Consider the following 24509-nt stretch of genomic DNA (forward strand, 5'->3'; position numbering starts at 1 on the left):
CCTTGCTTCTTCCCACGCACTTAATCCCCGGCCCTGCCAGCCCGGACCGCCGTCGCGGCTCCCCCGACTTATCCCCGCCGCCGCGTCGTTCGCAGGTTTTCGCATGAACCTGCCATTTGCGATGAAATTCGACGAAATTCGAACCAAATATTAATCGACGACGAAAACGCCCATTTGAACGCCTCAGCCGCCCGCCTTTCGCCGCTCGTCGAGCAGGCCGAGATAGTATTGCGCGACGCTGGAGGCCGCGATTGCGGTGATGTCGGCGTGGTCGTAGGCCGGCGCCACCTCCACCACGTCGCCGCCGACGAAGGCAAGCCCCGACAGCCCGCGCAGGATCATCAGCGCCTCGCGCGACGACAGCCCGCCCGACACCGGCGTGCCGGTTCCAGGCGCGAAGGCGGGATCGAGGCAATCGATGTCGAAGGTCATGTAGGCCGGGCCGCCGCCGACCCGCTCCTTGATCTTGCCGACCACGCCATCGACGCCGAGGCGATGTACATCTTCGCCGTAGATGATTGAAACACCGAACGTATCCGGCGCATGCGTGCGGATGCCGATCTGGATGGAGCGCTCCGGATCGATCAGCCCCTCGCGCACGGCGCGGCCGACGAAGGTGCCGTGGTCGATGCGGTCGCCGGCGTCGTCCCAGGTGTCCTGATGGGCATCGAACATGACGAGCGCCAGCGGTCCGAACTCCGCCGCATGAGCCTTCAACAGCGGATAGGTGACGAAATGGTCGCCGCCGATGGAGAAGAGGTGGGCGCCGGATTTCAGGATTTCGGAGGCCTGCACCTCGATCAGCCCGGGCGCGCGGTCGTTGTGGCCATAGTCGAGCGAGCAGTCGCCGTAATCGACAACCACCATGTTTTCAAAGGGATCGGCATGGAACGGGTATTGCGGATCGCCGCACAGGATGGCCGACGCCCGGCGAACCGCCTGCGGCCCGAAGCGGGCGCCGGGCCGGTTGGAGACCGAGGCATCGAACGGAATGCCCCAGACCACGGCGTCGACCCCCTCCAGATTGCGCGAAAAACGGCGGCGCATGAAGGAGGTGACGCCGGAAAAGGCCGGCTCCGAGGAGCCGCCGGTCAGGCTCTGGCCGAAAACGGCATCGTCGGTGGGATAGGGACGGATCTCGGACATGACACCTCCGGGGCTCGACAGCACTTCGGCGCGACCATGCACCGAAATCGAAAAAGATGAAATGGGTTAGCCGACGCCTTCGGCAACATGCACTTCGACGTCGCCCCCTGACGGCTGCTGCGGCGGGTACGCTAACCACCCTTGCCCTTTGGCGCCGGGATCGGGACAATGGCGGCAGCAGGAGGAGAACACGGCCATGAGAACACTGGCATGAGAACGGCCGCCACGTCGATCCTGACGCTGACCGCCCTCATCTGCCTCGCGCTGCCGCTGCCGGCCGCCAAGGCGGAGGTGATTTCGAAGACCCGCTACAAGCGGCACGCCGTCCATGGCACGACGCCGGCAGCCGTCGTCGCGTCCATGGCGCGCTTTCCGATTCCCCAACCCGGCAGCGAGGTGGTGATGGGGCTTCTGGAGATGGAGCAGCGGTTCTCCTATGTTCCGGACACGCGTTCGACCGGGTGCCGGGTCGGCTCGCTGAAGACCCGGCTCGACTTCACGATCACCCTGCCCCACGCCCAGAACGAACGCCGCATGGATGCGGGCACGAAGCGGCTTTGGACCCGGTTCGTCGCCACCGTGAAGCACCACGAACTGACGCACCGGCGCTATTTTCTCGACTATGCCGCCCGCTACGAGGCGCGCGCCAGGCGGGTGAGCGCGAAAACCTGCGCCGGGGTGGATGCGGCACTGGCAGGTATCGCGGAGGAGGAATACGCCCGCGCCCAGCGCCAGAACGACGCGCTCGACCGGCACGACGGCGCCGAAATCGACGCGCTGCCGCTGTTCGTTGCCGCGAGGCGCGGGATGCAGCCTGAGCGGGCTGACGGGCAGCAAGTGGCCCTCACCCGCCCCTGAGCTTCTTCGTTCAGGCCTTTGCGCCGAGCTTTCCGGCGACCCAGGCCACGTCCGCATCGCTTGGAAAGACCGGATAGAGAACGGCCTCGATCACGCCATCGCGGGCAATGAAGGTTAGCCGTTTCAGAAGCGTCATGCCGGCCGCCTCGAAGGTGGGAAGCTCCAGCGCCCGACGGAAGTCGCCGCCGGCATCCGACAGAACGGCGAACGGCAGGTGCAGCCGCTCCACCATCTCGCGCTGATAGTCGCTCGACTGGGTGGACAGACCGAAAACCTCCGCCCCCAGCGCCTTCAGCTCCGCGTAATGATCGCGCCAGGAACAGCTTTGCGGCGTGCAGCCCCGCGCCCCGGGAATGGTGTCCCAGCCATCCGGCAGGGCGACGTCCGGGCGACCGGTCATCGGATAGCAGTAGACGACGATGCGACCGGGGATGGCGGCGAGATCGATAGTGCCGCCCGCGGTGGAGGCAAGCGACAGGCGCGGCAGGCGTCGGCCCGGCAGATGGTCGGCGGCCCCATCATCGACGGGCCGCGGCAGACCGGACGGCGGGGCGTGCAAATCGGTCATCGGTGCTCCTTCGTCTTCGCAGCGATAGTTTGGAACAATTCACGCGCGGAGCAAAGCAAGCCGCCCATCCTCCGCGACGGCGCTGACGCGCCTCCTCAGGATGAGGGCTTCTATGTTGTTGTTTCTGTGAAACCAAAAGCAAACACAACGCCATCCTGGGAGTCTGGCCCGAAAATGGTAGTCAGTTGTTCGTCCCGAATTCCACGCGCCTTCACAACCCTCCATCGTCATCACCCGGCTCTGTCCGGGTGATCCAGCGCGTGCCCCAAATGCCGCGGCTGCGATGGATTGCCCGGACTTCGCCGGGCAATGACGGTGGAGGGGCATGAGCGGGAATAACCGAAAGCGCACAGCCCGATACCATTTTCGGGCCGGTTCTCAGAATGACGTTATCGGGTTGATGGATTCTTCGAAAAACATCAACACTCTCAACGTCATCCAGAGGAGACCCGAAGGGTCGTCGCAAAGGATGGCCGCAGCAGAAATATCCGTACGTCCGTTCCGACAAAACGAAAAAACCCGCCGGGAGCAAATCCCGGCGGGTTTCTCGATACCGGCGAACCGGTAAAGCGATTAGCGCTTGGAGAACTGGAAGGACCGGCGGGCCTTGGCCTTGCCGTACTTCTTGCGTTCCACCACGCGGCTGTCGCGGGTCAGGAAGCCGCCCTTCTTCAGGACAGCGCGCAGCTCCGGCTCGTAGTAGGTGAGCGCCTTGGAGATGCCGTGGCGGATCGCGCCCGCCTGGCCGGACAGGCCGCCGCCGGAAACGGTGGCGACGATGTCGTACTGGCCGTCACGATCGGCGGTGACGATCGGCTGGCGGACGATCATCTGAAGGACGGGACGACCGAAATAGGCCGTGAAGTCCTTCTTGTTGATGGTGATCTTGCCGGTACCCGGCTTCACCCAGACGCGGGCGACCGCGTCCTTGCGCTTGCCGGTCGCGTAGGAACGGCCCTGCGCGTCGACCTTCTTCTCGTGGACCGGAGCAGCGGCCTCAGCGGTCGTGCCGATGGCTTCGCCCAGTTCCTCAAGGGATTGCACTTCAGCCATGCTCAGCCCCTCTTCGCATTCTTGGCATTGAAGGAAGCAACGTCGATCTGCTCGGGCTGCTGGGCTTCATGCGGGTGTTCGGAACCGGAGTAGATCCGGAGGTTCTTGAGCTGAGTGCGGGTCAGCGGGCCGCCGGGCATCATGCGCTGCACGGCCTTCTCCAGCACACGCTCCGGGAAACGACCCTCAAGGATGCCGCGCGCGGTGCGCTCCTTGATGCCGCCGGGGAAACCGGTGTGCCAGTAATACTTCTTGTCGGTGTACTTCTTGCCCGTAAGCACGACCTTGCCGGCGTTGATGACGACGATATTGTCGCCACAGTCGACATGCGGCGTGAACGTGGCCTTGTGCTTGCCACGCAGGCGCATGGCGATCAGCGAGGCGAGGCGGCCGACGACAAGCCCTTCGGCGTCGATCAGAATCCACTTCTTCTCGATGTCCGCCGGTTTGGCAGAAAAGGTCTTCATGACTCGCATCCGAGATGACGGTGTCCGACTTCCGAAAGACCGGAAAGGCCTTCCAGCGACCGGACAATTGCTGTTTGGGCGTCGGCGCGAATTGCCGCAGGCGACAAGACCCGGCCGACGCGGGATCGGTGGAGGTAATATAGAGAGGCGGCCGACGCGTCAAGCGGAATGTTTCTGAAAAAACCAATCAAAACAATATCTTGTAAAAAAGGTATTTTATTACCACATAATTTTGCCGGGAAAGCTCTCCTCCGAAATGCCCGCCCCTATGGGCCTTCTGAAAAGACTTGGATTTTCGCTCACCTTAGAATTTCTCGATTTAAAGTTTTTAGTTGATTCACGTCAAAGAGACGGCCCCTTTCGCGATGCTCTGCTGGGCCTGCCAAGGGCCGGCGCCGCAACGTCACCCTCCCTTTTTCGAAACCGCGTTGCACCGCCGGCGGCACATCCTGTCCGGCCGTGCCTCGTGCCGGTGCGGACGCTCCAGAAAGGGGGCCCTTTCCATGAAACGCCTACTCGCGTCGTTGACGGTCGTCCTGATGACTTCGGCCGCACCGGCCATTGCCCAGGATCAGCTTCTGGAAGATGCCAAATCGTATTTCGAGCCGATACCAACGGTGGTACCGGCGCCGAAGGACAATGCGATCACGCATGACAAGGTGCATCTCGGCAAGATGCTGTTCTTCGATCCGCGGCTGTCGTCGTCCCACCTTCTTTCCTGCAACACCTGCCACAATGTCGGCCTGGCCGGCGCCGACGGACTTTCGACCTCGGTCGGTCACGGCTGGCAGAAGGGACCGCGCAACGCCCCCACCGTGCTGAACGCACTCTTCAACGTCGCCCAGTTCTGGGACGGCCGCGCGGAGGACCTGAAGGCCCAGGCGAAGGGGCCGATCCAGGCCGGCGTGGAAATGAACTCCAAGCCGGAGCGCGTTGTGGAGGTGCTCAAGAGCATTCCCGACTACGTCGAGACCTTCAAGGCCGCGTTCCCCGGCGAAGAGGATCCTGTCACCTTCGACAATGTCGCCAAGGCCATCGAGGCCTTCGAGACGACGCTGATCACGCCGGCCTCCCGCTTCGACCAGTATCTGGAAGGCAACACCACGGTGCTGACGGCGGACGAAAAGGACGGCCTGAAGCTGTTCATGGACAAGGGGTGCGTCGCCTGCCACAACGGCGTGAACATCGGCGGCAACGACTACTATCCCTTCGGCGTCGTCGAACAGCCGGGAGCGGACATCCTGCCGCGCGCCGACAAGGGGCGCTTTGCGGTGACCGACACGGCGAGCGATGAATACGTCTTCCGTGCGCCGCCGCTGCGCAACGTGGCGCTGACCGCGCCCTATTTCCATTCCGGCAATGTCTGGCACCTGAAGCAGGCCGTTGCCGTGATGGGGACCGCACAGCTCGGCGAGGAGCTGAACGAGGGCGAGATCGAGGCCATCGTCGCCTTCCTCAACACGCTCACCGGCGAGCAGCCGCAGGTCGAATATCCGCTGCTGCCGGCGTCAACCGACACCACGCCGCTGCCGGAGCTGATGGTCGCGAAATAACAGAGCGCTCGCCCCAGAGCGACGACTGGCCCGGCTCCGCATGGACCCGGGCCTTTTTAGTCGGCGCAGGGCGGAGCGAAGGCAGAGAAAGGGCTGCTCCATCGCCCGCCGGCCGATGGCGCCCCTCCCTGCCCCGTCGTCTGCCGGAATCTGCCTGAAACGGCAAGAGCCGGCTCCGTTGCCGGGCCGGCCCTTGCGCGCGAAACGTCTCTGTTCCGATCGAAACTGGCGTCGATCAGAACGGGATGTCGTCATCCATGTCGTCGGCCATCGGGCGTGCTCCGCCCTGAGCACCGCCCTGGCCGCCACCGTAGCCGCCGCCCTGGCCGCCGTAGCCCGGATCGGCCGGGCGCGAGCGACCGAAGTCGGAGCCGCCGCTCTGACCGCCGCCAAAACCACCGCCCTGGCCGCCGCCCTCGCCGCGTCCGTCAAGCATGGTCAGCGCGGAGTTGAAGCCCTGCAGCACGACCTCGGTCGAGTACTTGTCCTGGCCGTTCTGGTCCTGCCACTTGCGGGTCTGGAGCTGGCCCTCGATGTAGACCTTCGAGCCCTTCTTCAGATACTGCTCGGCGATCTTGCACAGGCCCTCGTTGAAGATCACGACGCGGTGCCATTCGGTGCGCTCGCGCCGCTCGCCACTGTTGCGGTCGCGCCAGCTTTCCGATGTCGCGACGCTCAGATTGGCGATCGGCCGGCCGTCCTGTGTGCGGCGGATTTCCGGATCGGCTCCGAGATTGCCGACCAGAATGACCTTGTTGACGCTTCCAGCCATGATGTCTCCATTCCACTCGCTGACGCTTGCCGCGCGCCGGGCCTCCGGCGGCGCTGGCTGCGTTCGTCGCTTCAAATTCGTCGTTCCCGGCGCCGCCCCGGCGGTTCCGCCGCCTCAACCGCCCGCATTGACCATCCCTCGCCGCGCCTTGCGGGTGCAAACGAGAGCAGCCCCTTAAGCCAAGGCTTCCGGCTTGAAGGCATCGCTGCCGCGCGGCGGCCCGATCCTTTATGCGGGCCCCACCTTTTTGAGGTGGCGACGGCAAACGATCCGGCCTCGCGCACGCAGTACGCGACCGGCAGCCGCAACGCAACCCGGCCCCACCCCCGCAGCAATCGGGCAAACACGCTCTTCTTGAGACTTATGCCGCTGCTGCCGTTGGGTCGAAGTCATCTCCTCACCCTAAACGCTCACGGCAGGCAGCGCTCGGCCGCCACCGCGTTTTCCACAAGCGCCTGGGGTCGCCCCGACATGCGCATTTCGAATGTTCTTATTTTGTTCCATTTTCCCTCCAAGTCAAGCGACGAGCAGGGCCGCATCCGCGCCGCCGCCCGCCACCACGCGCCCGTCCCTCGCGCGTCCTGCCCCGGGATCCGTTCCGCCCCGTTGACCGGCCAAGGACATGTGGTCTTTTCGCCCGGCCGCATTCCATCGCGACACGGGTTGCTTTAGGCTGGCAAAAATTGACCATCCGTCGAACCGTTGGCACTGGAGACATTTGAATGCCTTCTCACTTTCCGCTTCGCATTGGCCTTGCGGCCGCGATCCTGACGGCCGGCATCGCCCTTGCCGGCGCGCCCGCCGCCCTTGCCCAGAGCGCGCCGCAGGGAAAGCCCGCCGAGTCGGCGGCAGAGAGCACCGCGCGACTGTGGTCGGTTTCTTGTGCCGACACGGCCGATGGCGGCCAGTGCCAGATGGTGCAGACACTTGCGATGAAGGACACCGGGAAGCGGCTGCTCACGATCGCCGTACAGAAGCAGGAAAAGGAAAAGCACCCGCGCATCATCGTCGGCCTGCCGCATGGGGTGTATTTCCCGGCGGGCGTGAACGTCGCCGTCGATGACGGCGCGAAGACGAAGGTCACGGTGGAAACGAGCGACGCCAATGGCGCCTATGCCGTCGCCGAGATCGAAGACAAGCTGCTGGACGCGCTGCGCAAGGGCACGCAGCTGAAGGTGAGCTTCGAAAGCAGCAAGCGCCAGGAACTGGTCGTGCCCGTCTCGCTCAAGGGCTTCGCCGACGCCTATCAGCGCGTGGCAAGCTTCGGCGGATAAGCGACTTTTCGATCGGATCCATGCGATCCGGGCGGAGCGAGCGGCCCATCCTTCGAGACGCGCTCTTGCGAGCGCGCCTCAGCGCCGTTTCGAAAAATGAGCCGCCTGTTCCGGTCAGGCCGTGGCGTTCTACGCTTCGGCCTGGGCGCGGCGGGCGAGATCTGACCAGCACTGCGATGAAATCAGCTGGCAATAGATGCCCGCGATGACGCCGTCGCGCCGCAGGGCCAGGAACGCGTCGTCCGGCAGCGTCTGGAGCTTGCGCTCGTCGATTACCAGATAGTCCGCGATCCGCACCGTATCGCCGTTCCTGAGCGTGAACTGGGCCTGGTTCGGCACAAGCAGCTCATGCTCCTGCAACCGCTTGACGAAGGCCTCCGTCGCCCCCGCCTGACGCTGGAAGGCGGCGCAGAATTCAAGCGCCTTTTCCGTCCATTCCGAGGGCTTGCCATCCACGAAAAGCGGCATCTCGCCGCCTTCGCGCAGCCGCGGGCTCGCCCGGTCGACGCAGAGCGCGAAATTCTCGCCGGTGTTCTCGCGAACCAGAATGTACGGGTAACGGCGCACGTAGCCGGGCACATAGGCGCCGTCCGTCCAGCGCCCGTCCGCCTCGACGAACAGGTTCTCGTGCTGGTGCAGGCCGACGATCGCCACCGGCTGCGGCGTACCGGAGCCGACGAAGACGATCGGATAGGTGCGGCAGGCGGCGGGGAACTCCGCAAGCGTGATGGGCACGGCCTGGGTCTTGGCCGCGAAGCCCACATCCTCACCCGGATCGAGCCCCAGTCCGGCGTGGCGCTCCGGGCTCAGCGCCTCCGGCGCGGAATAGAAGAGCGGCAGAATGCCCTTCGACGCATCCGCTCCCGAATCCGGGGCCGCGCCGTTTCCGCCCTTGCCCTCGCGCGCCTTCGCGCCCTCGATCGTCGTCTCGTCCGTCATGAGATCTGGTCCTGAACCGCAAATTCCACGTCAAACAATCATCCGCCCCGAATCGCACGGGCCCGGCGGCATCGGGGCCACAGGCGCATTCTCGCGGGGGCTCTACCCCGTCACCGCGCGGGGCACGGCCTTGAATATGCCTTGCGTTCACGACCTGTTGCGGGCGCCGCGCGGATATGATCCGCTGGCCCCCTCGACGTTCGCCAGGAACGTTCGGACGGAACACGCCGCAGTCTATTGGAGCCAACGGGTGAACGAAACCCAAAAGACGATTTCAGGCAGGCACTTCGTCAACGAAACGATGGTGATGGACGGCCGAAGCCTCGACAATTGCAGCTTTCGCGACTGCCGGCTGGTCTATCGCGGCGGCGAGCCGCCGAAGATCCGCGATTGCCGGTTCGAGGCCTGCCACTGGGAATTCGACGATGCCGCCGCCCGGACGCTTCAGTTTCTCGCCGGGCTCTACCATGGCGGGTTCGACGGCGTGGTGGAAAACACCTTCGCCGCGATACGCGACATGGCGCCCGAAGCCCCCGCGCCCGAGACGCCCCGGGCCAATGCCCGCATGACCGATCTCGCCCGCCGGCTTGCGGATTTTCCGCCGGTGCGGATCATAAAACGCCCCAAGCCGAAGGGCGGCTGAGAGCGCGCAAAACGCCTTGGCGGCAGGAATCGATTGCCGTAAGGTCATCAGGCTGAAGCGTTTTCTTTTCAAATTCGACTGCCGGGTGACCGCCGTCGAAGGCGGAACGTGCGTCGCCCGTCATCCGACGACGCGACCAACGACAGGGCCATCCATGACCGACCTCGCCACCCTCGAACTGCCGACCTTCACCCCGCTGATCGGCGAGACCTTCAAGATCGGCACCGACGCGGGGGAAATCGACCTTGTGCTGCGCGAGGCGAGCGCGCTGGGAAAGGCGGTGCGCCAGGGTGGTGCGTTTTCGCTCCTGTTCCAGGGACCGCAGGACCCGGCATTGCCGCAGGGGCTCTATCCGATCCGGCACGAGGCCATCGGCGAACTTCCGCTCTTCCTGGTCCCCGTCGGATCGCTCGGCGAGGACAAGGGCTACGAGGCGATCTTCACCTGATCGTGCTTCACCTGATCGGCCGCGGACGGCGATCGCGGTGGGTCCATCGCCCGCCTGTACGCGCGTTTGCATCGGCACGCCCCACGCATTGCCGCAGATTTCAGACAGAAAACGTCAATTCACATGGTCTTGCGCGACTTGCGGCAACGGCATGATGGCGTGCGCGCCTCTTTCCGGATGCCACTCCAATAGATCATAGATCTGCTTGTCCTCAATGACCCGGTAGCCCAGGCGCGCATAGAGACGCCGTGCGGGATTGGTCTTTTCGACATGGGCGCGCACCGCCTTGCCGCGGTCGGCTGCGGCCCCCATCACGTCGCACAGCATGGCGGTCCCCAGGCCTTTGCCGCGATGCTCCGGCATCAGCGCAATGTCGATCAGGCGCAACTCGTCCTCCATTTCGCCCAGATAAAGCCGACCGGCTGGGACATCGTCGCGTTCAATCACCCAGAAATCGGCATCGCTGTAATGGCGTTGATAATGGGCGTGCTGGGCCTCGAACTGCATGCTGAGGAAATGCGCCTGCTGCTCTTGCGGCCAGGGCACCTGCGCCATTTCTTCCGCCCGGGTGCTGGAATAGAGCGCACGCAGGAACTCGTGATCCATGGGCTGGATCGAACGAAACCTCAGGCCGTGGGCCTTTGCCCTCGGCAGGTCGATTCTGCTCCCCAAGATCGCGTTCCCTTTTCGAATGTCTGCTCGCGGGCAAGCCCTCGCTCGCCGCGATTTATCGGGCGCACCGCCAGGTCCGGCTCCAACTCCGGCTCAAACACCGTCTGTGGCACCGGCTGCGGCACCGGCTCCCGCCCGCAACCCGCCTTCTGATCCAGAACCCGGCGGATCAGCCGGCCGGCAGGCGCAGATCGCGGGCGACCGACATGGCGACGGCGCCTTTCAGGATCGGCGTGGTCGTCGCGCTCCATTCCGTCGAGCCCGGGGCCGCCTGGGTGATCATCCAGATCGTCCCGTCCTCCAAATCGGGAGGTGTCAGCCCAAACAGCGACAGGGCCTCGTCGGCGGAATACTCGAATTCCAGCGCAACGGACGCCGGCACGCGGGCGCTCGGCTGCCATCCGCTCCACGTGCGGTCCGCGGCAAACACTTCCCGGTTCGTCCAGGCAATCCCCTCTGCCGACACCGCCCCGAGGACCACGTTGCCCGAGGTACCGAAGCCGGCTGCGATCACTCCGAAGCCGGCAAGGCCAAGGCCCGGATGGGTATACTCTGTCCATTCCCGCGCACCGGCGCGGGTCTGTCGCGCGTGCGAGACTTCCTTCTGGGAATCCACCGCGAAAACACTCACCGCACCGCTGTCATCCGGCAAGGCAACAATGTGCGAGAAGGGAGCCAGACCGCGGTTGCCGACAGGTTCCCAGCCATACCAATCCGTCGGATGGGTTGCATTCATCACCCGCGGCTCATTGAAGACGATATCGCCACCGGCATTGCCTTCAGTGATCGCCAGCAACAGGATGCGACCGTCGATGTTGTTTGCCAGCGCGAGATTGGCCACGACGGCGCCGGCAAGCTTCTGCCAGTCGCTGAAGGGCGGATCGGCGGGACGCTGCTCGCCCACCGTGACAGTGATCGGGTTGCTCGCCCCCGGCGGGGTGACTGTCACTTCCGTCTCAACGATCCGCGGCGGGTTCTTGCGGAGCCACCAGACGTCGCCTGTCTGGGAAACGCCGAAGACGCTGATCAGCCCCTGCGCATCCAGCCCCAGGCAAAGCGCCTTGAAGGCGACATCGGCGGGGCGGCCGAGATCAAGCGCGTCGGCCCATTCCGCGCCGGGCGAACTCGGGTGCGTCGGCCCGGAGACGGACTCGCCGGATTCCTGAAGGATGAAGTCGACGCCCTTGTCGTCGGCACGCACCGCGACCATGGCGATCCGCCCGTCCTTCGCCGTTGCGGTCGCAAGGATCGGCTCATAGGCGACGTCGTTGACCGGCTCTCCGGCACCCGGCGGGGGAAAGGGGCCGTTGGCGCGCTCCTGATCGACGGTCACCAGCCTGCAGGGCGCACCGTCCTGGCCGACCATCGCCGCCACAAGAATGCGCAAATCCGGGAACGCGGCGGACGCGACGACCGCATCCGGATCGTTCGACGGCGGCACCGCGACATCATCTTCCAGCAGCGCCAAGCCTTCGCCCGCGCCGGCCACTGCGGCAGCCTCTTCGACCATGTTCGATCCCTCCGCTTTGTAAGGGCCGGTTCCCCGACCGCCCCATTCGCCTCAGCCCCGCTCCGGCGCATATCCGCGCCCCGCCCCGCCCTGGCGCATATCCGCGCTCAGCTCCGCGAGGGGTAAAGCCCCACCAATGCAATAATGAAATTCAATACGAGATACGGTTGCATGTTCTCGTGCGACTGGGTGCCTCCGACGTAGGACAGAATATTGCTTTCCATATAGGTCAGGTTGGCTTCCGTCTCGGTTTGGTAGATGGGGCTCGAGGAGCGCGCCAGCGCCATCGTGTCTGCGGGCACAAACTCGCCTGCGCGAGACGTCGTGCCGCGAACAGAATGCCTGTGGTTCGGCATTGTGGCCTCGGTGAGCGTCACCCGCTCACTTCCCGTCTTCTCTCCCAATCTCCGGCTGGTCAAACCCGGCCCGCGCCCCGGGTGCATTGGCGAACGCCCCATCATGTTCGGAAGGGCCATCGTCGTGCTGCCGTCGCCGCCATAAGTGGTTCCGATCAGCGAAAACAGCGCCGTATTCTGAGAAATCGGCAGCAGCTGGCCGTTGCAGAAAGCCCAGCCGCGCGGAGCGAAATTGCCGGCGAAGATGCGGATTTCCGCAATGAATGGTTCGGACATGCGGTTCTCCTCAGGTGCGGCTGGGAAAGACACCAAAAAGCGCGACGATGAAGTTCACGCAGAGTGCCGGCATGAGATTTCCGTGCGAGCGCGATCCACCGACGCTGGTCATCGCGGAAGTGGCAAGGCTCACCGTCTGCATCTCAGCGGCCAGATACTCGTTGAAGCCCTCCGTGTTCGCCACCGAGCGCTCGACCAGCGAGCCATCCGGCTCCCCCGGCAGCGTCGTGGCGTAGAAGGTATGGGTGTGCGACGGCATCTGATTGACCGTCAGCGTCTCATTTTCCCCGCCCCCCTTTGAACCGAGCCGGCGCTCGCTCAAGCCCGGCCCATGCCCCTGATGGAGAGGTATGCGCCCGCGCAAGTCCGGAAGGCCGAACGTCGTGCGCCCGTCGCCGCCGTAGATCGTGCCGAACAGGGAAAACAGGGCATCGTTCTGGCTGATGGCAAGGAGTTGCCCATCGCAAAACGCCCAGCCGCGCGGCGCGAAATTGCCCGCAAACATGCGGATTTCGCCGACAAATGGTTCAGACATGAATGCCCCCTCAGTTTCGCGACGGAAACAGTCCCTGAATGGCGATACAGAATGCGAGCGTCTGATAGGGCTGCATGTTGTTGTGCGCCTGGCTGCCGCCGACATTCAGAACCGTACCGCTGCGCAGCGCGACGGAACCGGAAACGCGCTCGGCATAAACCATGGGAGACTTGGCGAACACGGTTTGATCCGGTGAGCGCTGATTGGCCTCCGTGACGGACCCCGTGACGAAATGCGAATGCTCGGGCATCTCGGAGACAGTCAGCGTGACCGTTTCCTCTCCGCCCTTCTCGCCAAGCGCGTAGCTTTCCCCCCTGTGGACGGGCGTGCGGCTGCGCAGATCCGGCAGGGCGAAGGTCGTCCGCCCGTCGCCGCCATACGTCGTTCCGAGAAGCGAATAGAGCGACTGGTTCTGATTGATCGGCAGGATCTGACCGTCACAAAAGGCCCACCCGCGCGGCGCGAAATTGAACCCGATGATCTTGATTTCGGCAAGGAACGGTTCGGCCATGAAGTAACGCCTCCTCCCAAAGACGAAAAACTGAAATCAACAAAAACGTCTGCAATACGTTTTTTCCATTATCCCTACGCATCAAATTACCGCAAGGGCACTTATCGGCTTTAACAAAATAAATATCGAAAAACCGTCCCGGTGTACGCTTCCTCAGGGAAGCGTACACGTCCCGCTGGAGGCGGTCGCACCGCTGTCGAGGAATACATCCGCGGAATTGACCGTCGCCGTGTTGTTGCCATCAAGGAAGCTGCGAATGTTCGCCTCGCTCGTGGAGCCGCCCGCGTAGCCCGGCAGGATCAGGGACGTCGACGGGTACGTGTCGAAATAGATCGAATTGCCCGAGGAGCCGCTGGTGAGCGTGTTGCCGGTCACGTCGGCGCAGATCGTCGGGGCGGTGGAGTTGCCGACGAAGAACAGGATGCCGTTGGAGACCACGTCCAGCGGCGAGTTCACCGTGTTGTTCGTGATCGTCGCATCCGCGCGGCCGTTGCCCTCCTGATCCACGAAGACGCCGTTGCGGGTATTGGAGATGATGTTGGTATCGATATCGACCGTGGTCTGGCTGGCAAAACCGGAATTCTGGTGGATGTAGATACCGTAATGACCGCCGCTGATCGTGTTGTTGGAGACCGTTCCGCTCATCACGCCCGAGGTGGAGGTCGCGGAGCTTTCGATCGTGACGCCGGCGTGATCGTTCAGGGTGGTTCCGGTCGTGATCGTGTTGTTGTCGATCGTGAAAGTGGTGGTGAACGTGGTGCCCGCCGTATGCGTGAGATAGACGCCGTGGCCGGAACCGGAATGGGTGAGCATTGAATTGTTGACCTGGAGCGAGCCGTTGATCTGGGCACCGCGCACCACGGCGGAGGTGGACGAGGATGAGGTGTTGGTCGCGCGGATGCCGTCCACCACGCTGCCGCCGGCGGCGTTGAGATTGACGGTGGCGGAACCCGACGAGGTGATCGTCGCGTCCACGGTGTCGATCGTACCGGTGTTCGGGGCCGCGATGGCGCTGGAATAGCTGCCGGAAAACTGGAAGGCCGCCGGCGCGCCCACGGCCAGCCCGTATGCCGTCGGATCGAAGCTCTCGCCGGCCACGAGCCCGACCAGAATCTGGTCCTGATCCAGATCGAAGGCGCCGGAGCCGAGATCGAGCGTCGTGGAGGAACCGTCGACCGTGGTGTCGATCACGACGATCACATCGACGTTCGCCGCCTCCGCACCCGCCACCGTACCCGGATCGGCAAACGTGCCGGTGCCACCGGAGTTGGCCGTATCGACCACGTAATAACTGGCGCCCGAAAGCGCGGAGGTGTCGCCCGTCAGCGTCGCATCGAGGAAGTTGTAGCTGCCGCCAGACGGCAGTCCCGAGCCGTCGTCGTCCACAGGCGTTACCGCCGTGATGGAGGAGCCGGTATCGGTTGCGCTCTCGCCGTCGCCGAAGACGAAGGTGACGTTCGTCGTGGAGGAGAAGAGAACGCCCGTCGTCGGGCCGCCGGTATTGCCGACAGTGCCAGCGATGGTCGCATCCCCGCCACCTACGGCCGTGTCACCGAGCTGGATGGTGCCGGTGCCCGTCGTCCCTCCGAGATCGATACCGGTGGTTCCCGTCGCGCTGCTGCTCGTCAGGTCGAAATCGCCGGCGGTGATGTCGGCATTGATCGTCGCGCCGGAGAGGTCGATGCCGATGGAATTGTCGCTTTGAAGAGCGATGTTGAGATCCGCGAAGGTGACGTCCGCGCCGAGCGTGCCGGAAACCAGCACCGCAGCCGCGCCGGGATCGGTGATCGACGTGGTGCCCGTGACCGAGATCGAGCCTGGGCCCGAGACATTGTTGAGGACAATCGCGTTCGAGGTGACCGTTCCGGTCGCCGTCAGCGTGTCGAAGGTGACGCCGCCGGCGGCGATGGTCGTGCCCGACAGCGAGAGGATCTGCCCCGAAGAGGTGGAAACGGAGGTGTTCGTGCCGGTGATGGACAGCGTGCCGCCGGTCATAGAGAAGCCCGAGCCGCTGGAGGTCGTGAGGTCGAGATCGCCGGTGAAGTTGAATGTGCCGGTGGAGGCGATCGTTATGGCGTCCGCAGTGTCGGTGTTCGCGGTGATATCCGCGGAAATGTTGTGAATGCCACCTGTCGCGCTGGAGATGTTGATCGCCGAGCTTGTGCCCGTCTGGGTGATCGAACCGCCGAAGGTCAGCGCAGAGACATTGGCGTTGAAGATGACAAGGCCGGCGTCGGTCGATGTCGTGATGTTGGTGTTTGAGAAGGTGAACGCCGCATCCGAACCGTTGAAAATATCGATGCCCGCACCGCCGCCGTTGAGCGTCACAGCCCCGTTGAAGGCATAGCTGGTGCCGTCGGCGTTGTTGAATTGCAGTCCCGTGCCGTTCGTGGCGTTGATCGAACCGGAATAGGTCAGGCTGCCGGTGTGCCCGCCCAAGACCTGCACCGCAGCCCCTGCTCCGGTCTGCGTGAGCGAGGATCCGGCCCCGAAACTCACGTCGGCGCTGCCGCCGTTGATTTCCAAGCCAATCGACGTGGCGCTGTTGATGGTGGCATTGCCCAGCGAGAAGCTGCCGGAGGAATCCTGGACCAGCACGCTTTGCAGCGTCGCACCCGAAATGTTCAGCGTCGTGATGGTCACCGCGTTGGAGCCGGTACCGATGCCGGTCACACCGTCGAAGGTGACCCCGGTATCGGAAGCGCCCGTGGAGGACACGGTGTTGAACGTCAGATCCGCCGACAGCGGATCGAGGAACATCGCCGTGCCGTTGGTGGTGTCGACGTTGCTGGTGGCGACCGAATTGGTCAGCGTGAAGGTCGTACCGTTGGTCTTGGTATCGACATAGAGGCCGGTGCCGGCATCGTTGTAGATGTCGAGATCGCCGAGGTCGAGCCTGCCTTCCGGCGCATCGAAGCGCAGCCCATCGCCCGCAACCCGGTTCGAGGCATCCTGGCCGATCTGGACCGCGCCCGAAGCGGTGACGGCCGTGCCCGAAAGCGCCGTGCCGCTGGCGTCGAAGGTCACCTGGTCGAACAGAACGCCGCCGCCGGTGCCGTTGCCGGTGACGGTCAATCCGCCAAGCGCGGAGAGGATCGTGGAATTGGCCGCGCCGCCAGTGATCGAGACCGTCGCCCCGCTGGAGCCTCGCTCGAATGTGTTGGCGGAGGAAGAGCCGAGATCGAGCACGAGCTGGCCGGCCGTGCCGCCGTCCGTCGTGACGAGGGCGGCGCCGGTGGATGCCAGATTGGCGCCCTGCACCGACAGCGTCAGCGTGCCCGCGCCGGTGGAGGATGCGGAAATGCCCGCTCCGGAAATCGCGGTCGTCGCGCCGCTCGAAAGAGAGGTCAGCGTGACGGTGCGCGCCGTCGCGTCCGTATTGGAAACAGCCACGGCGTTGCCGCCAATGGCGGTCGTTCCGCCAAAGGTGACGCCGGTGACCGAGGCCGCCGTGTCGGTGATGGTGATGCCGTTGCCGGTGGTGCCGTCGATCGTGCCTCCGGCGATCGAAACGGTCGCGGCGTTGCCCGAAAGGACCACCCCTGCCCCGCCCGAGCCGTCGATGTCGATGGTGCCGAGCGACAGCGCGCCGCCGGTCGCGTTCTGGACGGAGACGCCGTCGCCCGACGCCCCGCTCGACGCAAGCGAGGTGAAGGTGATGCCGCCGGCGTCGATCGTCGTGCCCGACAGAGAAAGCGCCGTGCCGCCGGTCGCCGAAATCGTCGACGTTCCGTTGATATCGAGCGTGATGCCGCCGGCGCTGAGGCCGCCGCCTGCCGCGGTGACGATATCGAGATCGGCGAACGTGACCGTGCCGCCCGAGCCGGCGAGGCTCACCGCCGTGTTGCCGGAATTGTTGAAGGCCGTCGTGGAGCCAATATTGACCGCGCCGAAGGTAAGCGTGCCGCCGCTCTGACCGCTGACCGCAATGACCGAGGCCCCGGTTGCGCCGGTGCCGTCATAGGAGATCGCGCCAAAGCTGATTGCGCCGCCGGACTGGCCGGTAAGGGCGATGGCCTCGCGAACAGCCCCCGTCAGCGTGATATCGACCGCATCCGCATCGATGTTGCGCGCACCGGCGCCGATCTCGAAGATCGTCGCGGTGTTGCCCGTGGAGAAGGCCGACGTCGCGTCGAAGGTGATCGCGCCGGTCGAACCGCCCGTGCCGGTATCGATATCGAAGATCGCGTTGGCGCCGGTGTGGTTGGTCGCCGAAAGCCCCGTGAAATCGATGGTCGCGTCGTTGTCGTCGGCAACGAGCGCGGAGCCTGTGCCTTGCGAACTCAGCCCCGTGGCGGTGACGCTGCCGCCCGTGGTGCCGGAGACATCGAGCAGCGTCGCCGAGCCGGTGACCGACAGGAAGCCCGCCGCACTCGTCGTGGCGATGGTGCCGGCATCGAAGGTGTAGGTGGCCGTGCCGCCGGAGATCTGGAACAGGGTTCCCTGGCTGATCGTGACCTGGCTGTCCTGAACGAAGACACCGCCGGTCAGGCCGGTGAAGGAGAACATGGCCGAGCTTGCGGCAAGGTTCGTCGCCTCGACTTCCTCGACCGTCACCGCCCCGCCGTGGCTGGACGCGGTGATCGCATCGCCCGTCAGCGAGGACGCATCGACCGTGACATAGCTCAGCCGGTTGTTGCCCTGCAGATCGAAGACGGTGGCGTTGCCGGTGTTGCTGAATTCCTGACTGCCGGAACCGGTGATCGTGCCGCCGAGGCCCGAGCCGAAATCGCCGATGATATTGGCCGGCTGGTTGACGCCGTAGGTGACCTCGTTCGCAAAGGCGAGGCCCTGCGCGGTCTGGTCGCCGGAAAGCGTGAAGGCGTTGCCGCCGTTCAGCGTCGCGAAATCGTAGACGCCGTCGAGGAACACAAAGCTCGCGGTGCTCGTGAGGATCGCATCCGCATCCGACACCGAATAGGGATTGGCATAGCTGCCGTCACCCGTTCCGTTCGTCGCCGTCGCGCTGACGAAGATATAGCTGGTCGCCGACGGGAAGTTCGGATCGCCGGTGAACGTGACGTCGGAGAAATCGAAGGTCGAGGCGCCCAGCGTGCCGGAGCCGGCATCGATCGTAAAGCCGCCCGTGACGACGGAAATGACGCTCGCCACATCGGACGTGCTCTCGCCGTCGCCGAAGGCGAACTGCACGGCGGCGGTGTTGTCGATGAGAACGCCGGTTTCCAGGTTGACGATGGAGGCCGAGGGGCCGGAGGCGGGCGTGGCGTGGCTGCCCAGATAGACGATCTGGTTACCGAGGACGCCGGTGAGATTGACGCCGATGGAATTCTCGACATCGGTTGCGGTGGAGGATACGCCCTGGATGGCGATGGAATTGACCAGCAGCGCGCCGGTCAGCGTCGCGCCCGACAGATCGAGGCCGGTGTCGTCGTCGCCAAGCCCGGTGATCGAGACATTGCCGAAGGCGATCGCGGCATTGGTGCCCTCGACATCGATGCCGACGCCGCTGCTTACGCCGTTCGGATTGGAAATCGAGACCGCATTGAAGGTGACCGTGCCTGAATTGTCGGTGAGCGCGATGCCGTCGCCATTGGGACTCGTGACCGTGGTCGTGCCCTGGATCTGGACGGTTGCGGACGAATTGGAAATATCGACGCCGTTGCCCGTCGCGCCATTCACGGTAACATCGCCGGTCACCGTGAAGCTGCCGCCGATCGCATCGAGCACCAGCCCCTGACCGCCGTTCGAGGTGATCGAGGTCAAGGTCACGTTAGCCGTGAACGGATCGAAATAAACGCCTGATCCGGTTGAGGAGCTGATCGCGCCGGAGGTGGTCGCCAACTGGAAGCCGGTGCCAGCACCCGCATTCAGCGCGCCGGTGCCGGTGACCGTGAAGGCATTGCCGACGGACGAAATGTCGACTGCGCCGAATGAGACGTCGCCCGAGACGTTGGCGAAGCTGACGCCCGCGCCGGCAACGCTGCCGCCCTGCCCGACCTGCAGCGTGCCGCCGTTGACGGTATCGCCGGTGAAATCCGCATCGCCGCCGCCGGCCGTGCCGCCATCGGCATCGAAGGTGACGGTGTCGAGCGAGACGCCCACGCCGCCCGCCGTGGCGACGGAGTTGTTGGCAAACGCATCAATTGTGATCGAGCCGCCGCCGGACCCGTCGATATCGATGCCCGCACCGGTCGCATCGACGACAGACACGCCCGTCAACCCGGCGACGATGCTCTGGCCGCCGTCGTCTACGGCGACGCCGGCGCCGCCAACGGCGGTGGTTCCGCCGATGGTAAGGCCGGACAGCGAGACGTTGGCGCCGGTGGACGAAACACCGCCAAGCCCGGTTCCGTCGATGGTGTTGGTGCCGGCAATCGTGACCAGGCCGATGCCGTCATCGTCGCTGACGTTCAAACCGTAGCCGCCGGCACCCGAGATCGCGACATTGGTCAGGGTGACGTTCGCATCGGAATTGAGATAGCCGATGCCGTCGGCGGCCGCGGAACCGGATGTGACATCGATCTGCGACGTGACGCCAGCGTTACCGACAGCGAAAGTGCCGGTGCTGTTCGCCGCAAAAACAAGAGCATCGCCGCCGATCGCCGTCGTTGCGCCCAGTTGCAGACCGCCCGCGCCGGTGCCCAGATTGACGGCGGCATGAGAGCCCTCGAACGAAAGACCGAGAAGTCCTCCATCCACGGAAAGGCCGCCGGCGGTCGATCCTAGATTGATTTCCGCGGTATGCCCGCCCACGCTCCTGACGCCGTAGGATCCCGCGTTGTCAATCGTGAGGGAACCGATCGTGAAGGCGCCGGTGGTCGTGATGTCCTGCAGGTAAACTCCTGCGGAATAGGCATCGCTCAGAGTGGCGCTTGCGATGGTGAGTGCCCCTGAGCCGGACAATCCGGAGACATAGATCCCTTCATTGTCGTTGATGCCGGAGCCGATGCCTCCGCTCGAAACCAAGGAAAGGGTTATACCGCCGGACGTGCTCACCGTATCGAGGATCAGGCCACCGGCCGACGATGACGCCAGCGTGTTCGAGGCTCCCGCGATGTTGAGTTCGATGCCGCTCGCATAGAGCGCGAATCCTTCGTCGGTCTGAACCGAAAGGCCGCCGTTGAAGGAGACCGCCCCTCCGGTGTTGCTGAGCAGAACACCTTCGTTTGCCCCGTCGCTGACGATATCGACGGTATTCTGGAACACGAAGGAAGAGTTGGTATTGGAATTGATGTCGATGCCGCGATCGACACCGTCGGTTTCATCAATCGTTCCGGTATAGGTGACCGTTCCGCCGGTACGGTTGCCGATCAGCAGGCCGGTATCGGCGGAAGAACTGAGATCGATGCCGAGCGTCATGTTCTGGCTGCCGCCGTCGATCAGAATGCCCGAGCCGCCGCTGCCGCTCACCGTGGAATTGCTGGCCGCGACCGTACCCGTAACGTTGGTGAGCTGGAGGCCGGTGCCGGCTGCGCCCGTCACGTTGACATCCGCCAGCGAGATCGCGCCGGAGGCGCCGGTAAGCACGATGCCGTCGCCGGTCGAATTCGCAATCGTGGTTCCGGAGATCGTGACGCCCGCGATGCCGTTGCCCGAAATCGCCGCCGCCCCCGCGCCGCCGCCGTTCGTCAGGTTTACGCCGGAGACGAGGTTGCCGTCGCCGAGCGTCAGCGTGTCGGCGCCCACCGTCACCGTGGTCAGTGTCGGCGCGAGGCCCGTGTAGGGATTGATGATGTCCGTCGACACGCCGTAGAGCAGCACGTTCACCGGCGCGCTGCCCGCAAGCGAGATCGTGTCGCCGGTGGCGAAGCTCATCAGGTCCTGACCGGCATCGAGTGTCAGCGTTCCGTCGCCGCCGAGCGTGATGGTGTCGGCGCTCGTACCGTTGGAATTCACAAGGATGATGACATCGGCGCCGGAGGCCTCCGCATCCGCGATCGATCCGGTATCGTTGATCGTGGCGCCGGTGCCGGTGCCGTTCGCGTCGGCATAGAAGACCGTCTGGCTGGAGATCAGCCCGGACGTGTCGCCGACGAGGTTCACGTCGTTGAAATTGTAGGTGCCGCTGGCACCGCTGAGACCGGCAACGACCAGCGGGGTCGTGGCATCGATGGTGGAGGCCGCGCCGTCGCCGTCGAGGTTGGAGCCGTCGCCGAACTGGAAGAGACCGGTGATCGCGGCGTTGGTCATGTCGACGCCGATGTCGAGCCCGGTGATCGTGCCGGTTCCGGTGGTTCCCACATTGCCGGAATTGGTGGAGCCGGTCATATCGATGCCGGTGCCACCGGTGCCCGAAATATTGAGCGAACCGATGATGACATTGGCCGTCGTGGTCGTTCCGCCGTCGGTGAGATCGATGCCGGTGGTGCCGCCCGTCAGCCCGTTGATCGTCAGGCTGCCGAACACGGTCTGCCCGGTATTGGCATCCTCGAAATCGACGCCGACGGAGCCGGGCGTGCCGATGGTGACGTTGCCGAAGACGATGTCGCCGGAATTGCCGGACTGGTACATGCCGCCGGTGCCCGGCGTGTCGATATCGACGTCACCGAAGGTGATGTCGCCGTCCGAGTTCTCGATCCGGATGCCCCAGCCGCCGGCGTTGGTGATCGTCGTCTGGCCGACCACGTTGAAGGCACCGGAGACGCGGTCGAGGATGATGGCGTCGCCGTCGGCATTGGTGGAGGTGATGGACGACAACGTGACGTTGGTCGTCACCGGGTCGATCTTGACCGCCGTGCCGCCGACGGAATCGATAGAGCCGCCGGTGGTGGAGAAGTTGAAGCCGGAACCCGCGTCCTGGATGAACAGGCCGTAATCGCCCGCCCCGCCGGAATTGGCGATGTTCAGGTTCCCGAACGCAATGCCGCCATCGACATTGTTGAGAACGAGGCCGGAGCCGCTGATCCGGTCGGTCGTGGTGCCGATGGTCGTATCGCCGCCCGCCGCATCGCCGCCGCCCGATGCCTGGAAGGTCGCGGTATCGACGACGATACCGCCGTCCTCGCCGTTGCCGCCAAGCACGGTGTTGCCGGAAAGCGAGGTGATGGTGAGCGTACCGGCGCCAGTGGATCCGTTCGCATCGACCACCGCGACACCGCCCGTGGTGGCGAGCGTGGAGGTATCGATCGCAAGCTCGGTGTTGTTCGCGCCGGTGTCCACGTCGATGGCCGAACCGGCCGCACCGCCGGTGATGGTGGAGCCGGAAATGGCGAGACTTTCGACATTCGAGGCGGAGATACCGTCGGTGCCGACCTCGTCGCCCGCCCCGGTCAGCCCGCCGATGGTGCTGTTGGCAATCGTGATATCACCGGTGGTGTCGGAGAAATCCATGCCATTGCCGGTCGAACTGCTGACCGTGACCCCGGAAATCGTCGCACCGTCGATGCCGGAGCCGGACACGCCGGTGCCGCCATCGGTGATGGAGAAATCCTGCAGCGTGTTGTTGTTGGCGAGCGTGAAGACGGCCCCGACGCCGGTGCCCTGGACGGTGGCGTTGGTGCCGCCGAAGCCGAAGGAAACGATGGAGCCGTTCGACAGGAGGACACCGATCGAGCTCCCGGCGCCCACGACCGTCTGATCGTCCTGCAGCGTCACGCCTGCCGTCGTGATCGTGCCCGCGCCACCGTCGAGAACGACGATGCCCCCCGTCGTCGTGCCGCCGACGGCGGTCGCATTCGTGATCGCGTCGTCGATCGAGGTCGGGTCGGCCGCCGTGCCCGCGCCGGCGGTGCCATTGCCGTCGGCGTAATAGATGTAGCCGTATTCCGTGCCGGTTCCGTCCTGCGCGAACCGCGTCACGGATCCGCCGCCGCCGACCCGCTCCTCGCCGAGCCGGATATCGAGATCGCGGCGCACGCGCGCTGTCATCCGCTCTTCCAGCGGCGAGAGCACGGGCCGTTCGCCTTCCCCGCCGAAAACCGTCTGCAACGGCACGCGCAGGCGGATTTCTCCCGTGAGCGCCGCATGGTCGACATTGTCGTAAGACAGCGTGCCGCCGAGCGACAGGGTCGAACCGTCGATGCCGAAGACGTCGTTCAGGCTGTATTCCAGCGTGCCGCGCCCACCGGTGACGTTGCGCACGTCATCCGCCCAGTAATGGTAGGCGCCGGCATAGAGCCGAAGATCATCGCCAGCGGTGAGCGACACGGGCAGCTTGACGCCGACCTCCGTGTCGAACCCCCACATCGGCTTGTCACGCAGCAGGGTATCAAGCGTTTCCTCCACGAGCCTGTGATCAATGATGGAAAGCGTCGTGGAATTGCTGCCGCTACTGGTCTTCGCCTTCGAAATCGGAACGTGGAAGTTGAAGCGCGCATCGAAGTTCGGCGTCATCGCCTCCACGCCCAGCGTGGTGGCGAAGAAGCTGTTGCCGTCCTTCAAGGTGGCGTCGGAATAGACGTAGCCGCCGAGAATCAGGTTGGGGCTGAAAATCTGCCGGACGCCGAGACCCCAGTTGCCGTAGATATCGACCAGATCGGATGCGCCCTGGCGGGCATCGAGGAAAAACAGCGAGTCTTCATCCTGGCCGAGGGGGATGAAAGCCTCCAGCGAGCCGCCGATCCGGTTCGTGCCCGGCCGGAAGACGCTTTCCGCGTGTCCCTGCCACTTGTCGCCGTCTGCAGCATGCGCAAAGCCCGGAACGACGCTCAGCGCCGCCGCGGCGACGCACGAGGAGGTCATCAGGCGACAGCGCAACGTGCCGGCACCTGCGGAATGAATCGACGACGACACATTGGCCTCACAAAAGCGGGATCGAAACAATCAGAAAGACTCAAGCCACAAACAGACGCAATCACGTTAAGCGCTTGCTTTTCTGCGCTTCAACCACATTCCCGCCTCCATTATTCCCATACGTCACTTTCCAGACGCCTGTTGCCGTTTTGCAATATGGCAACATCGGGAAAACAATCAGCTCCCTGCGCGCGCAGAGAACTGCATTTTCGGCTTGTTCTCTTTTTGTCCATGAC

17 protein-coding genes are annotated in these 24509 nt (G+C 64.5%); 5 read left to right on the top strand and 12 right to left on the bottom strand.

The features are described 5' to 3' along the window. Window positions 1-183 precede the first annotated feature (183 nt). Window positions 184-1146: an agmatinase gene (speB, locus tag V2L18_RS12135; RefSeq protein WP_336178520.1), complete on the bottom strand. Its 963-nt coding sequence runs from the start codon at window positions 1144-1146 to the stop codon at window positions 184-186. A 210-nt stretch (window positions 1147-1356) separates the two neighbouring features. On the opposite strand from speB, the gene V2L18_RS12140 reads away from it, so the two are divergent. Continuing rightward, a complete protein-coding gene (locus tag V2L18_RS12140) occupies window positions 1357-2004 on the top strand; it encodes a DUF922 domain-containing protein (RefSeq protein WP_336178521.1) in 648 nt (215 codons plus the stop codon). 10 nt (window positions 2005-2014) lie between these two features. Here the strand turns inward: V2L18_RS12140 and V2L18_RS12145 are convergent, their stop codons facing one another. The 3 genes from V2L18_RS12145 to rplM all read right to left on the bottom strand — a co-directional run bounded on the left by V2L18_RS12145 (window position 2015) and on the right by rplM (window position 4092). Further along, window positions 2015-2572: a peroxiredoxin gene (locus V2L18_RS12145; protein ID WP_336178522.1), complete on the bottom strand. Its 558-nt coding sequence runs from the start codon at window positions 2570-2572 to the stop codon at window positions 2015-2017. 573 nt (window positions 2573-3145) lie between these two features. Continuing rightward, window positions 3146-3625: a 30S ribosomal protein S9 gene (rpsI, locus tag V2L18_RS12150; protein WP_336178523.1), complete on the bottom strand. Its 480-nt coding sequence runs from the start codon at window positions 3623-3625 to the stop codon at window positions 3146-3148. A 2-nt stretch (window positions 3626-3627) separates the two neighbouring features. Beyond that, window positions 3628-4092: a 50S ribosomal protein L13 gene (gene rplM / locus V2L18_RS12155; RefSeq protein WP_336178524.1), complete on the bottom strand. Its 465-nt coding sequence runs from the start codon at window positions 4090-4092 to the stop codon at window positions 3628-3630. A 503-nt stretch (window positions 4093-4595) separates the two neighbouring features. On the opposite strand from rplM, the gene V2L18_RS12160 reads away from it, so the two are divergent. Continuing rightward, the gene (locus tag V2L18_RS12160; protein WP_336178525.1) at window positions 4596-5645 is read left to right on the top strand and encodes a cytochrome-c peroxidase; all 1050 of its coding nucleotides are present in this window, start codon (window positions 4596-4598) and stop codon (window positions 5643-5645) included. A 235-nt stretch (window positions 5646-5880) separates the two neighbouring features. On the opposite strand, the gene V2L18_RS12165 is transcribed toward V2L18_RS12160, so the two are convergent. Then, window positions 5881-6417, bottom strand: coding sequence for a single-stranded DNA-binding protein (locus V2L18_RS12165; RefSeq protein WP_336178526.1), 537 nt, complete (start codon window positions 6415-6417; stop codon window positions 5881-5883). A 722-nt stretch (window positions 6418-7139) separates the two neighbouring features. Here V2L18_RS12165 and V2L18_RS12170 point away from each other — a divergent pair. After that, the gene (locus V2L18_RS12170; RefSeq protein ID WP_336178527.1) at window positions 7140-7691 is read left to right on the top strand and encodes an invasion associated locus B family protein; all 552 of its coding nucleotides are present in this window, start codon (window positions 7140-7142) and stop codon (window positions 7689-7691) included. Between the two features lie 129 nt (window positions 7692-7820). On the opposite strand, the gene V2L18_RS12175 is transcribed toward V2L18_RS12170, so the two are convergent. Next, the gene (locus tag V2L18_RS12175) at window positions 7821-8630 is read right to left on the bottom strand and encodes a SapC family protein (protein ID WP_336178528.1); all 810 of its coding nucleotides are present in this window, start codon (window positions 8628-8630) and stop codon (window positions 7821-7823) included. A gap of 250 nt (window positions 8631-8880) precedes the next feature. Between V2L18_RS12175 and V2L18_RS12180 the strand changes: the two genes are divergently transcribed. Both V2L18_RS12180 and V2L18_RS12185 read left to right on the top strand, forming a co-directional pair. Further along, a complete protein-coding gene (locus V2L18_RS12180) occupies window positions 8881-9273 on the top strand; it encodes a hypothetical protein (protein WP_336178529.1) in 393 nt (130 codons plus the stop codon). 154 nt (window positions 9274-9427) lie between these two features. After that, on the top strand, window positions 9428-9721 hold the full coding sequence (locus V2L18_RS12185) for a hypothetical protein (RefSeq protein WP_336178530.1): 294 nt from the start codon (window positions 9428-9430) through the stop codon (window positions 9719-9721). 114 nt (window positions 9722-9835) lie between these two features. Here V2L18_RS12185 and V2L18_RS12190 read toward each other — a convergent pair whose 3' ends face one another. From V2L18_RS12190 to V2L18_RS12215, 6 genes are all read right to left on the bottom strand, one after another. Beyond that, a complete protein-coding gene (locus V2L18_RS12190; protein WP_336178531.1) occupies window positions 9836-10393 on the bottom strand; it encodes a GNAT family N-acetyltransferase in 558 nt (185 codons plus the stop codon). Window positions 10394-10562: 169 nt separating this feature from the next. Next, the gene (locus tag V2L18_RS12195; RefSeq protein ID WP_336178532.1) at window positions 10563-11903 is read right to left on the bottom strand and encodes a hypothetical protein; all 1341 of its coding nucleotides are present in this window, start codon (window positions 11901-11903) and stop codon (window positions 10563-10565) included. Window positions 11904-12010: 107 nt separating this feature from the next. Then, window positions 12011-12535, bottom strand: coding sequence for a tail fiber protein (locus tag V2L18_RS12200; RefSeq protein ID WP_336178533.1), 525 nt, complete (start codon window positions 12533-12535; stop codon window positions 12011-12013). A gap of 10 nt (window positions 12536-12545) precedes the next feature. Further along, on the bottom strand, window positions 12546-13070 hold the full coding sequence (locus V2L18_RS12205; protein ID WP_336178534.1) for a tail fiber protein: 525 nt from the start codon (window positions 13068-13070) through the stop codon (window positions 12546-12548). A 10-nt stretch (window positions 13071-13080) separates the two neighbouring features. Then, window positions 13081-13581 (bottom strand): tail fiber protein, encoded by a 501-nt coding sequence (locus tag V2L18_RS12210; RefSeq protein ID WP_336178535.1) that lies wholly within the window; start codon window positions 13579-13581, stop codon window positions 13081-13083. 153 nt (window positions 13582-13734) lie between these two features. Continuing rightward, entirely contained in the window at window positions 13735-24273 is a 10539-nt protein-coding gene (locus V2L18_RS12215) for a right-handed parallel beta-helix repeat-containing protein (RefSeq protein WP_336178536.1), read from the bottom strand. Between the last annotated feature and the right edge of the window lie 236 nt (window positions 24274-24509).

Source organism: Breoghania sp. JC706 (assembly GCF_037026715.1).
Lineage (GTDB): Bacteria > Pseudomonadota > Alphaproteobacteria > Rhizobiales > Stappiaceae > Breoghania.